Genomic DNA, 11,884 nt, shown 5'->3' on the forward strand with positions numbered 1-11,884 from the left:
GGGTTGCAGCGCGCCGCTCGCTTCCATCTGCGCTTTCACGGCTTCGCCGAGTTGGTACACGGTGAGTGCGTAGAAGAAGCTGCGGTTGTAGCGCGTCAGCACATAGAAGTTCTTCAGGCCGAGCATGTATTCGGTCGCGCGCCCCGGCGTCGGCAGGTCGACCACCGTCACCGGCGTGCCGGCTTCGGTTGTGATGTTGACCGTCGGCTCGTTCAGCGTCATGCCGGCGCGCAGCAGTTGCGACAGCGCCCAGTGCGGTTCGGGCTGGCCGTCGGCGGCGGCCTGTGCGATGCCCAGGCTGCCCGTGTCCGGCGTGATCTGCCAGACCACCGGTCGGTCGGTTTCCCAGCCGTGCTGCTTCAGGTAGTTCGCGACGCTGCCGATCGCATCGACAGGACTGCTGCGCAGATCGACGTGGCCCGTGCCGTCGAAGTCGACCGCATATTCGCGGATGCTGCTCGGCAGGAACTGCGGAATCCCGATCGCGCCGGTGTACGAGCCGAGCACGGTGGTCGGGTCGAGCTGGTTGTCGCGGGTCCAGACCAGGAAGTCTTCGAGGTTCTTGCGGAAGGTGGCCTGGCGGCTGTCGCGATTCGGCGTGTCCGGGTAGTCGAACGTGAGCGTCGTCAGCGCGTCCAGCACGCGGAAATTGCCCATGTAGCGGCCATAGATGGTTTCGACGCCGATGATGCCGACGATCACCTCGGGCGGCACGCCGAACTGTTCGGACGCGCGCTGCAGCGTCGCCCGGTTCGCCTTCCAGAACTTCACGCCCGCGTTGATGCGGATCGGCTCGATGAAGCGCGAGCGATAGACGCGCCAGTTCTTGACCGAGGGCGTCGGGGCCGGCCTCACGAGCTTGACGGCCGTCGCCGAGTAGCTGATGCGCGAGAACAGCGCATGCAGGCTCGCCGAATCGAAGCCGTTGCGGCTTACCATCTCGTCGATGAATGCATCGACTTTCGCGTTGCTCGCGTAACGCTGTGGAACGATTTCCTCTTCGAAGGTCTGGCCTTGCGGCGTCGGCTGCTGCGGCTGGGCCTGGGCGACGAGCGTGCCCGCAGGCTTCGCCGGCTGCGTTTGTGCGACGGCAGGCGCGGTGCCGAGGGCCGCGGCGATGGCAGCGACGACGAACGGAGCGCGAACACGGAACAGCGCGGAAAGAAGGGCGGCGGGCTTGCTGGAATTCATGTCGAAGCGGGCGGACAGGGCGATTGTGTTCGGCGCAGTATACCCGACGCATCCGGCGCCTCGGGCCGAAGCCGGCCCCCGTTGTGGTAAGTTAGCGGCGAATTCGCGGCAGACGATGGACATCATTGACGGAGACCTGCGGCGCACCGTGCGCCGCGGACGACAGCTTATGGCAACCGCTTTCTACACGCACCCCGACTGCATGCTGCACGAGATGGGGGAATGGCATCCGGAATGCCCGGCCCGCTTGTCGGCGATCCAGGATCAACTGATTGCGAGCCGCATCGACGACCTGATCGTGCACGAAACCGCGCCATTCGCGAGCGAGGTCGCGCTGGGTCGCGTGCATACGCAGGCGCACATCGACTACATCCGGAGCATGACGCCGGTCGACGGTCACGTCGAGATCGATCCCGATACGCTGATGAATCGCGACACGTGGCGCGCGGCGCTGCGCGCGGCCGGCGCCGCGATCGCGGCGACCGACGCGGTGATCGAAGGCCGCTATGCGAATGCGTTCTGCGGCGTCCGTCCACCCGGTCACCATGCGGAACCCGCGCGCGCGATGGGCTTCTGCTTCTTCAACAACGTCGCGATCGCCGCGCGGCATGCACTCGACGTACACGGCATCGAGCGTGTCGCGATCATCGATTTCGACGTGCACCACGGCAACGGCACCGAGGCGGCGTTCGCGAACGACGAGCGCGTGCTGATGTGCAGCTTCTTCCAGCATCCGCTGTATCCGTTCTCGGGCGTCGATCATCAGGCGCCGAACATGGTCAACCTGCCGATGCCCGCGCGCAGCAACGGGATGGCGATCCGCGAAGCCGTCGACATGTTCTGGCTGCCGCGCCTCGATGCGTTCAAGCCGCAGATGCTGTTCGTGTCGGCCGGGTTCGATGCGCATCGCGAGGACGACATCGGCAATCTCGGCCTCGTCGAGGCCGACTTCGAATGGCTGACCGCCCAGATCGTCGACGTCGCGCGCCGGCATGCGCAGGGCCGCATCGTCAGCTGCCTCGAGGGCGGCTACAACCTGTCCGCGCTCGGGCGCAGCGTCGTCGCGCACCTGCGCGTGCTGGCCGGGATCTGATTCCCGCTCGACCGGCCGGGCCGGGCGCGCTCAGCGCGCCGGCACGCGCGCGTGAATCCACGCGATCAGCGCGTCGATCACGCGGTCGCGTTCGAGATCGTTCATCGTTTCATGGAAGCCGCCTTCGTACAGCGTCAGCGTACGGTCGGGCGAACCGACACGCGCGCCGAACGCGCGGCTGCCGTCGGGTTCGGTGAGCTTGTCCTCGGTGCCGTGATAGACGAGCACCGGCACGCGCAGCGCGCCGCGGCCGTTTTCGATGCGCGTCATCGCGTCGAGAATCTCCGCGCCGGTGCGTGCGGGCACCGCGCCGTGATGCACGAGCGGATCGGCGCGATTGGCCGCGACGATGGCTGGATCGCGCGACAGCAGGGCCGCATCGATCCTGATCGCGGGGAAAGTGGGCCACACACGGCTGATGATGCGGCTGAGCGCAAGCATCCAGCGCGGCACGTCGCGCCCGGGTGCCAGCGCCGGGCTCGACAGCACGAGGCCCGCCAGCGCGTGGCCGCGAGCCGGCGCGCGTTCGATCGCGTAGAGCGCGGCGACCGCGCCGCCCATGCTGTGCCCCATCAGGAAGAGCGGCGCCGCGCCGCGCGCGGCTTCGGCGACCAGCGCCTCCGCATCGTTCAGGTAGTCGCCGAAACGCTCGACCCACACGCGCTTGCCGGGCGACTGGCCATGCCCGCGCAGGTCGACCGCCAGCACGTCGATGCCGGCCGCGTTCAGCCGGCCGGCGAGCGTGGCATAGCGGCCCGCGTGCTCGGCGAGGCCGTGCACCAGCGCGATCGTCGCGCGCGGCGGCACGGTGCCGTCGCTTGCCGGCCAGCGGTACGACGCCAGTTCGAGCCCGTCCGCGGTACGCAACCGACCCATCCGCGGCGCGGGCGCCGATCCGGCGGTGGCGGGCACGGCGGCCGGTGTGGTGGTGGCGCTCATCTGGCGGGTCTCCTGTTCGTTGGTCTGCGTTTCGCGATCATAGTCGCGCCCCTCCCGCGCGGGCCCAGCAGCGCCCCTCTAATTTCGTCTGGTTATGAAAAGATCGAAATCGATTATTAAGGGGAATGAGGGGTTTGCGGTAAAATCGCCGGCTATTCCAGATGCATCGGCGGCCGACTGGCGGGCCATCTCGCCGGCCGGCCGCCGTTTTGTTTACATGATCGAATTACGCAATCTCTCGCAGCGTTTCCCCGGCCCGGGCGGCTGGGTTGAGGCGCTGCACAACGTCAACCTGACGATCCCGCAAGGCGAGGTGTTCGGCATCATCGGCCGAAGCGGCGCCGGCAAGAGCACGCTCGTGCGCACCATCAACCTGCTCACGCGGCCGACCGAAGGCAATGTCGTCGTCGGCGGGCGTGATCTGACGCTGCTGTCGGCCGGCGCGCTGCGCGAAGCGCGCCGCGAGATCGGCATGATCTTCCAGCACTTCAACCTGCTGTCGTCGCGCACGGTGTTCGACAACGTCGCGCTGCCGCTGGAACTGGCCGGCGCGAGCCGTGCCGACATCGAGACCGCCGTGCTGCCGCTGCTCGACCTGGTCGGGCTGTCCGCGCAGAAGGATCGCTATCCGTCGCAGATCAGCGGCGGACAGAAGCAGCGCGTCGGCATCGCCCGCGCGCTGGCGAGCCAGCCGAAAGTGCTGCTGTCGGACGAAGCGACGTCCGCGCTCGATCCCGAAACCACGCGTTCGATTCTCGACCTGCTGAAACGCATCAATCGCGAGCTCGGCCTGACGATCGTGCTGATCACGCACCAGATGGAAGTGATCAAGCAGGTCTGCGACCGCGTCGCGGTGCTCGACGCGGGGCGCGTGGTCGAGGAAGGCCGCGTGATCGACGTGTTCCTGCAGCCGCATCACGAAGTGACGCGTGCGCTGATCGGCGACGTGATCGCGCAGGAACTGCCGCCCGCGCTGAAGGCGCGCGTGGCCGAGCGGTTGAAGACGGGCCGCGGGCATCTGCTGCGGCTCGCGTTCACGGGCTCGGGGGTTGACCAGCCGATCCTGTCGGAGACGATCCGCCGGTACGAACTCGATTTCAACATCCTGCATGGCCAGATCGACGAGATCCAGGGGCAGGCATTCGGTTCGCTCGCGGTGCTCGCGGGCGGCGAGCCGGGCAAGGTCGGGCAGGCGCTCGCGTTCCTGCGCGAGCAAGGTGTGGTGGTAGAGGAGCTTTCGTATGTTGAGTGAGATGTTCGATATGTTCGTGCAGTCGTTCTGGGAGACGCTGATCATGGTCGGCATCTCCGGGGCGGTCGGCGCGCTCGTCGGCCTGCCGCTCGGCGTGCTGCTCTACCTGACCGATCGCCAGGGCGTGCTGCAGAACCTCGCGGTGAATCGCGTGCTCGGCGGCATCGTGAACGCGGTCCGCTCGACGCCGTTCATCATCCTGCTGGTCGCGGTGATCCCGTTCACGCGGCTCGTCACCGGTTCGTCGATCGGCACGGCCGCGGCGGTCGTGCCGCTGACGCTCGCGTCCGCGCCGTTCATCGCGCGTCTCGTCGAAACGGCGCTGCGCGAGGTCGACCGCGGATTGATCGAGGCCGCGCAATCGATGGGCGCGACCACGTCGCAGATCGTCTTCAAGGTGTTGTTGCCCGAATCGCTGCCGGGCATCGTCGCGGGCCTGACGATCACGTTCGTGTCGCTGGTCGGCTATTCGGCGATGGCGGGCGCGATCGGCGGCGGCGGGCTTGGCGATCTCGGTATCCGTTACGGTTACCAGCGCTATCTGCCGGAAGTGATGTGGACGGTCGTCGCGATCCTGATCGTGTTCGTGCAGATCGTGCAATCGTTCGGCGACTGGCTGGTGCGCCGGTTGAGCCACAAATAAGACCAACCGATCCGACAGGGGAGAAACGATGCAACGACGCTTCATGCTGAAATTCACGGCGGCGCTGGGTGCGGCCGTGCTGTTCGCGGGCGCGCAGGCCCACGCCGAAACCATCAAGGTCGGCGTGACGGGCGGCCCGCACGCGCAGATCATGGAAGTGGTGAAGAAGGTCGCGTCGAAGGACGGCCTGGAGATTCGCATCGTCGAATTCTCCGATTACGTGCAGCCGAATGCCGCGCTCGCGTCGGGCGACCTCGACGCGAACAGCTACCAGCACGATCCGTATCTGCAGGCGCAGGTGAAGGATCGCGGCTACAAGCTGATCAAGGTCGCCGATACCGTCACGTTCCCGATGGGCATCTACTCGAAGCGCGTGAAGTCGCTGGCCGAACTGAAGCCGGGCGCGCGCATCGCGGTCCCGAACGATCCGACCAACGGCGGCCGCGCGCTGCTGTTGCTGCAGAAGCAGGGGCTGCTGAAGCTGCGCGCGGATGCGGGGCTGAAAGCGACGCCGCTCGATATCGTCGACAATCCGCGCAAGCTGAAGATCGTCGAACTCGACGCGGCGCAGATTCCGCGCTCGCTCGGCGACGTCGACGCGGCCGCGATCAATACCAATTACGCGATGGAAGCGGGGTTGAAACCGAAGCAGGACGCGATCGCGATCGAGGGCCCGAGCGGCCCGTACGCGAACATCCTTGCGATCCGTGAGGGGGACCGGAACAAGCCGTGGGTCGCCAAGCTGATTGCGGCGTATCACTCGGCCGACGTGAAGCAGTTCATCGAAGGCAAGTTCGGCGGCGCGGTCATCGCCGCCTGGTAACGGGGCGGAGCACGGGACGCCCGGCGGGATTAGAGTCGATGATCGAAAACCCGGGCTTTGCGTCCGGGTTTTTTCTCTTTTAAAATAGAACGACCGTTCGCTATCATTGGCGCGTCGCCAAGAAGCGGTATCCTCGACAACCATCATGGTTGGGTCCGCCTGGCCGCGCAGTCATGAGGCCTCGCTATAAAATGGCCTCTGGTCGTATTCGTAACTTTGGAGCGTGTGCATGAAAATCCTGGTGCCAGTGAAAAGAGTGGTCGATTACAACGTGAAGGTCCGCGTGAAGTCGGACAACACGGGCGTCGACATCGCGAACGTGAAGATGTCGATGAACCCGTTCGACGAAATCGCCGTTGAAGAAGCGGTGCGCCTCAAGGAAGCAGGCGTCGCGACCGAAGTGATCGCGGTGTCGGTGGGCGTCACGCAAGCGCAGGAAACGCTGCGCACGGCGCTTGCGATCGGCGCGGATCGTGCGATCCTCGTCGAGTCGAACGACAGCGTCGAGCCGCTGGCCGTCGCGAAGATCCTGAAAGCGCTGGTCGACAAGGAACAGCCGCAGCTGGTGATCCTCGGCAAGCAGGCGATCGACGACGATTCGAACCAGACGGGCCAGATGCTGGCCGCGCTGGCAGGCCTGCCGCAAGCGACGTTCGCGTCGAAGGTGACGGTGGCCGACGGCAAGGCAACGGTGGCACGCGAAGTCGACGGCGGCGCGGAAACGCTGTCGCTGACGCTGCCGGCGGTCGTGACGACCGACCTGCGCCTGAACGAGCCGCGCTACGTGACGCTGCCGAACATCATGAAGGCGAAGAAGAAGCCGCTGGAAACCGTGAAGCCGGAAGACCTCGGTGTGGACGTCGCACCGCGTCTGAAGACGCTGAAGGTGGTCGAGCCGCCGAAGCGCGCAGCCGGCGTGAAGGTGCCGGACGTGAAGACGCTGGTCGAGAAGCTGAAGACCGAAGCCAAGGTGCTGTAAGAGGGAGCGGAAAGAAATGACGATTCTGGTGATTGCAGAACACGACAACGCGTCGATCAAGGCCGCGACGTTGAACACGGTGGCGGCGGCCGCGAAGATCGGCGGCGACATCCACGTGCTGGTCGCGGGCCACAACGCGCAAGCGGCTGCCGACGCGGCAGCGAAGATCGCAGGTGTCTCGAAGGTGCTGCTGGCCGACGCGCCGCAACTGGCCGAAGGCCTGGCGGAAAACGTCGAAGCGACCGCGCTGAACATCGCGAAGGACTACTCGCACATCCTCGCGCCGGCCACGGCTTACGGCAAGAACATCGCGCCGCGCATCGCCGCGAAGTTGGACGTCGCGCAGATCTCGGACATCACGGCAGTCGATTCGGCCGACACGTTCGAGCGCCCGATCTACGCGGGCAACGCGATCGCGACGGTGCAGTCGAGCGATCCGATCAAGGTCATCACGGTGCGTGCGACCGGTTTCGATCCGGTGGCAGCGGAAGGCGGCAGCGCATCGGTCGACAAGATCGAAGCAGCGGCAGACGCCGGCAAGTCGCAGTTCGTGAGCCGTGAAGTGACGAAGCTGGACCGTCCGGAACTGACGTCGGCGAGCATCATCGTGTCGGGCGGCCGTGGTCTGGGCAGCGGCGAAAACTACACGAAGGTGCTGGAGCCGCTGGCCGACAAGTTGTCGGCGGCGCTCGGCGCATCGCGCGCGGCAGTCGACGCCGGCTACGTGCCGAACGACTACCAGGTCGGCCAGACCGGCAAGATCGTCGCGCCGCAGCTGTACATCGCGGTCGGCATCTCGGGTGCGATCCAGCATCTGGCCGGCATGAAGGATTCGAAGGTGATCGTCGCGATCAACAAGGACCCGGAAGCGCCGATCTTCAGCGTGGCCGATTACGGCCTCGTCGGCGATCTGTTCTCGCTCGTGCCGGAGCTCGTGACCGAGCTCGGCTGATGCGGCGTGACGCTTCGGCGGTAAGCATGTAGCACGAGGGGCGCAATGAGCGCCCCTTTTTGTTGTGTCATCGCCTGAAGGGGCGCGGGCGTCGTTCGCCCGGACGATCCGCGGTCGCCCCGTGCCGTGCGGAACGCATCGTCGCGCACGTACGTCCGTTCGATAGCGTCGATTCGCCCGACGCGCGACAAGCGCCATGCACAAGTCGACCGAAGCCTCGTGCCGAGCGGGCGCTCGCACGCGCAGTCGCCGAAACGAAAAAAGCGCCCGAGGGCGCCTTTTTCGCTGATGCAACGAGCCCGCACCGCCGCGGGCCGTTCCGATTTACGCGTAGGCCGGGCGCGTCTGGCCGGGCGCGTCCTTCAGGTAACGATGCACCGACAGGTCGTCGGCCTGGATCGCCGGCTTCTTCCCGGAGATCAGGTCGGCGAGCAGTTGGCCGGAGCCGCACGACATCGTCCAGCCGAGCGTGCCGTGGCCGGTGTTCAGGAACAGGTTCGACACCGGCGTGCGGCCGACGATCGGCGTGCCGTCCGGCGTCATCGGGCGCAGGCCCGTCCAGAACGTGGCCTTCGACGTGTCGCCGCCGCCCGGGAACAGGTCGTTTACGCACATTTCGAGCGTCTCGCGGCGCGCCGCGCGCAGCGTCTTGTCGAAGCCGACGATTTCCGCCATGCCGCCGACGCGGATGCGTTGGTCGAAGCGCGTGATCGCGATCTTGTAGGTCTCGTCGAGCACGGTCGATACGGGCGCGGCCGCTGCGTCGACGATCGGCGCGGTGATCGAATAGCCCTTCAGCGGATAGACGGGGATCTTCATCAGGTTCGAGATGAAGTTCGTCGAGTACGAGCCGAGCGCGACGACGTACGCATCCGCGCGCACCGTCTCGCTGCCGCACTGCACGCCGGCGATCTTGCCGCCCGCGATCGCGAGCGCATCGATCGGCGTGTTGTAGCGGAACTTGACGCCGAGCGATTCGGCGAGCGCGGCGAGGCGCGTCGTGAACAGCTGGCAATCGCCCGTTTCGTCGCCCGGCAGGCGCAGTCCGCCCGTCAGCTTGTGCGAGACGGCGGCGAGCGCCGGCTCGGCTTGCTTCAACTCGGCCGGCGACAGCAGTTCGAACGGCACGTTCGCTTCCTGCAGCACGGCGATGTCCTTCGCCGCGCCGTCGAGCTGCTGCTGCGTGCGGAACAGTTGCAGCGTGCCGCCCGTGCGGCCTTCGTACTGGATGCCGGTATCGGCGCGCAGCGCCTGCAGGCAGTCGCGGCTGTATTCGGCGAGACGGACCATCCGGCCCTTGTTGACTGCATAGCGCTCGGCCGTGCAGTTGCGCAGCATCTGAACCATCCACTGGAGCTGGAAGCGCGTGCCGTCGAGGCGGATCGCGAGCGGCGCATGCTTTTCGAACATCCATTTGACGGCCTTCAGCGGCACGCCGGGTGCGGCCCACGGCGCCGCATAGCCGGGCGAGATCTGGCCTGCGTTCGCGAAACTGGTCTCCAGCGCCGGGCCGGCTTCCCGGTCGATCACCGTGACTTCATGGCCGGCGCGCGCGAGGTAATACGCGCTTGCCACGCCCACTACACCGCTGCCCAGAATGACGACTCGCATAGCTGCTCCAGATCGAAGGAATCAGGTCGAGGCCGGGCGCACCTGCGGCTCCGTGTAACCTCTAGCTGATCTAGTTTTTTGCGCTATGGTATTGTCGAATGTGCAGTTTTTGTTATTGTATTTTTCTGGTTTTCAGCATAAACAAATGAGAACGCAACGTCAGCCCGTACGCTCGCTCGACAAGCTCGACCGGCGCATCCTGAAACTGCTCCAGGACGACGGCCGGATGGCGATGAAAGACCTCGCGGAACAGGTCGGCCTGACCGTCACGCCGTGCATCGAGCGCGTGCGGCGCATGGAGCGCGATGGCGTGATCACCGGCTATCACGCGCGGGTCGATCCGGGCCAGTTGGGGGCCGCGCTGCTGGTGTTCGTGGAGATCACGCTCGGCCACAAGGGCGGCAACATGTTCGAGCAATTCCGCCGGGAAGTGATGAAGATCGACGAGGTGCTCGAATGCCATCTCGTCTCCGGCGATTTCGACTACCTGATCAAGGCGCGGATCGGCGAGATGGCCGACTACCGGAAACTGCTGGGCGACATCCTGCTGCAGTTGCCGGGCGCCGTGCAGTCGAAGAGCTATGTCGTGATGGAGGAAATCAAGGAAACGTTGACGATCGCCGTCGGCGAGTGACGCGACGGCGGTTCGCCGTCGGGCCCTTTATCCCGCCCTTGGCATGCTGCGCCCAATACTGTATAAATGTACAGTATTGGGCGCAGGCGAATGGGTGGGCACATGGACGATCGGTCCGACAACGAATTTCCGATAGCGCCGCCCGTGCCCCGCAAGGGGCGCGGTGCGGTCGACAACCTGCAGGGGCGGTATGAAATCGCGCAGCGCGAAGCTGTGGACGACGGCTGGACGCACGCGTCCGACGATGCCGATTTCCCCGCGCCGCTGCGCACGCAGGTCTTCGAGGAGCGGGCGAAGAGCATCCTGACGCGCAACCAGTCGCCCGATATTCCGTTCAGCGTGTCGCTCAATCCGTATCGCGGCTGCGAGCACGGTTGTATCTACTGCTTCGCGCGGCCGACGCACAGCTACCTCGGGCTGTCGCCGGGGCTCGATTTCGAAAGCCGCATCTATGCGAAGGTGAACGCGGCCGAACTGCTCGAGCGCGAGATTTCGCGCAAGCGCTACGTGCCGGAACCGATCGCGCTCGGCGTCAATACCGACGCGTACCAGCCGGTCGAGCGCGACCTGCGCATCACGCGCAGCGTGATCCAGGTGATGCACGATCGCGGGCTGCCGTTCGCGGCGATCACGAAGTCGTCGCTGATCGAGCGCGATCTCGACCTGCTCGCGCCGATGGCCGAACGCGGGCAGGTGATGGCGGCGGTCACGATCACGACGCTCGATGCCGAGCTCGCGCGCACGCTCGAGCCGCGCGCGGCCACCCCGGCGCGGCGGTTGCGCACGATCCGTGCACTGCGCGATGCAGGCGTGCCGGTCGGCGTGAGCATCGCACCGGTGATCCCGTTCGTGACCGAGCCCGACATGGAGCGCGTGCTGGAGGCCTGCGCGGAAGCCGGCGCGACGCATGCGAGCTACATCATCCTGAGGTTGCCGTGGGAGGTCGCGCCGCTGTTCAAGCAGTGGCTTGCCGCGCATTTTCCCGATCGTGCGGAGCGCGTGATGAACCGCGTGCGCGACATGCGCGGCGGCAAGGATTACGACTCGGATTTCTCGAAACGGATGAAGGGGGAGGGGATCTGGGCCGACCTGTTGCGGCAGCGCTTCCGTCAGGCGGTCAAGCGGCTCGGGTTGAACGAACGCATGAACGGCATTCTCGATCTGTCGCGGTTCAGCGGTGCGCCGGCCGCCGCGGTGCCGGCGCCGCGTGTCGCGGTTCGTGCAGCCGGCGCGAAGTCGCGCGACGACATGCAGTTGAACCTGTTCTGACCGGCAGGCAACGCAGTTGCTGGCGAGCCGTATCGACCGTATTGGTCGTGCTTACTGCGAAATCTGCTTGGCTGCTTCGACCTGCGATTCGAAGTATGTCTGGAACGACAGCGCGAGCGCGGTCATCAACAGGAACGCGCCGATCAGCAGCGAGAAAATCACGACGAAGATCACCGTCCAGCCCGACTGACTGTGCTTGCCGGTGTCCGCGTTGAATTGCGCATCCCATTTTTCGTCGGGGCGCAGCCCGTAGACGAGTGCGGCGAGAAACGCCGCCAGCAGCGAGATGGCGCCGGGTACCGCGAGCCACCAGCCGAGGCCGGCGCTGCGCTGGGTCGCGGCGAGCAGCAGGAAGCCCGGGATGCCGACGATCGTGGCGAGCAAGTGGGCCCAGCCATACACGTCGCGGAAACCGTACAGATAGAAGCGGTGTGCGCCGATCGACCCGAGCAGGAACGCGAGGGCGGCGGTGAGCGTCTTGGAGCGGAAGCGGCGGGG

12 protein-coding genes are annotated in these 11,884 nt (G+C 66.1%); 8 read left to right on the forward strand and 4 right to left on the reverse strand.

All coding sequences use genetic code 11. From position 1 onward, the window contains the following. Positions 1-1,191 (reverse strand): lytic murein transglycosylase B (gene mltB / locus H3O04_RS29005; RefSeq protein WP_442862851.1); only part of this gene is annotated, 1,191 nt, incomplete at its 3' end. A gap of 169 nt (positions 1,192-1,360) precedes the next feature. On the opposite strand from mltB, the gene H3O04_RS29010 reads away from it, so the two are divergent. Then, positions 1,361-2,284 (forward strand): histone deacetylase family protein, encoded by a 924-nt coding sequence (locus H3O04_RS29010; RefSeq protein WP_011544892.1) that lies wholly within the window; start codon positions 1,361-1,363, stop codon positions 2,282-2,284. A gap of 30 nt (positions 2,285-2,314) precedes the next feature. On the opposite strand, the gene H3O04_RS29015 is transcribed toward H3O04_RS29010, so the two are convergent. Continuing rightward, positions 2,315-3,223 (reverse strand): alpha/beta hydrolase, encoded by a 909-nt coding sequence (locus tag H3O04_RS29015; protein ID WP_011544893.1) that lies wholly within the window; start codon positions 3,221-3,223, stop codon positions 2,315-2,317. Positions 3,224-3,440: 217 nt separating this feature from the next. On the opposite strand from H3O04_RS29015, the gene H3O04_RS29020 reads away from it, so the two are divergent. The 5 genes from H3O04_RS29020 (at position 3,441) to H3O04_RS29040 (ending at position 7,872) form a co-directional block, all read left to right on the forward strand. After that, the gene (locus H3O04_RS29020; RefSeq protein WP_202588983.1) at positions 3,441-4,475 is read left to right on the forward strand and encodes a methionine ABC transporter ATP-binding protein; all 1,035 of its coding nucleotides are present in this window, start codon (positions 3,441-3,443) and stop codon (positions 4,473-4,475) included. Beyond that, complete coding sequence (locus H3O04_RS29025) at positions 4,465-5,118, forward strand: methionine ABC transporter permease (protein WP_006476559.1); 654 nt, start codon at positions 4,465-4,467, stop codon at positions 5,116-5,118. The genes H3O04_RS29020 and H3O04_RS29025 overlap by 11 nt, the downstream gene beginning before the upstream one ends. A 28-nt stretch (positions 5,119-5,146) precedes the next feature. Next, entirely contained in the window at positions 5,147-5,941 is a 795-nt protein-coding gene (locus H3O04_RS29030; RefSeq protein WP_202588984.1) for a MetQ/NlpA family ABC transporter substrate-binding protein, read from the forward strand. A gap of 229 nt (positions 5,942-6,170) precedes the next feature. After that, positions 6,171-6,920 (forward strand): electron transfer flavoprotein subunit beta/FixA family protein, encoded by a 750-nt coding sequence (locus H3O04_RS29035; protein WP_006496532.1) that lies wholly within the window; start codon positions 6,171-6,173, stop codon positions 6,918-6,920. A gap of 16 nt (positions 6,921-6,936) precedes the next feature. Then, positions 6,937-7,872 (forward strand): electron transfer flavoprotein subunit alpha/FixB family protein, encoded by a 936-nt coding sequence (locus H3O04_RS29040; protein ID WP_011544897.1) that lies wholly within the window; start codon positions 6,937-6,939, stop codon positions 7,870-7,872. 324 nt (positions 7,873-8,196) lie between these two features. Here H3O04_RS29040 and H3O04_RS29045 read toward each other — a convergent pair whose 3' ends face one another. Beyond that, positions 8,197-9,483 carry a D-amino acid dehydrogenase gene (locus tag H3O04_RS29045; RefSeq protein WP_202588985.1) on the reverse strand — a complete coding sequence of 429 codons (1,287 nt, stop codon included), beginning with the start codon at positions 9,481-9,483 and terminating at the stop codon, positions 8,197-8,199. Positions 9,484-9,628: 145 nt separating this feature from the next. Between H3O04_RS29045 and H3O04_RS29050 the strand changes: the two genes are divergently transcribed. Continuing rightward, complete coding sequence (locus tag H3O04_RS29050; RefSeq protein ID WP_012492860.1) at positions 9,629-10,117, forward strand: Lrp/AsnC ligand binding domain-containing protein; 489 nt, start codon at positions 9,629-9,631, stop codon at positions 10,115-10,117. Between the two features lie 90 nt (positions 10,118-10,207). Then, positions 10,208-11,386 carry a PA0069 family radical SAM protein gene (locus H3O04_RS29055; RefSeq protein WP_202588986.1) on the forward strand — a complete coding sequence of 393 codons (1,179 nt, stop codon included), beginning with the start codon at positions 10,208-10,210 and terminating at the stop codon, positions 11,384-11,386. Positions 11,387-11,437: 51 nt separating this feature from the next. On the opposite strand, the gene H3O04_RS29060 is transcribed toward H3O04_RS29055, so the two are convergent. After that, positions 11,438-11,884, reverse strand: a 447-nt coding sequence (locus H3O04_RS29060) for an NINE protein (RefSeq protein ID WP_202588987.1), incomplete at its 5' end; no start/stop codon positions are given.

This window comes from Burkholderia sp. KCJ3K979, from assembly GCF_016759955.1.
In the GTDB taxonomy this organism is placed as follows: domain Bacteria; phylum Pseudomonadota; class Gammaproteobacteria; order Burkholderiales; family Burkholderiaceae; genus Burkholderia; species Burkholderia orbicola.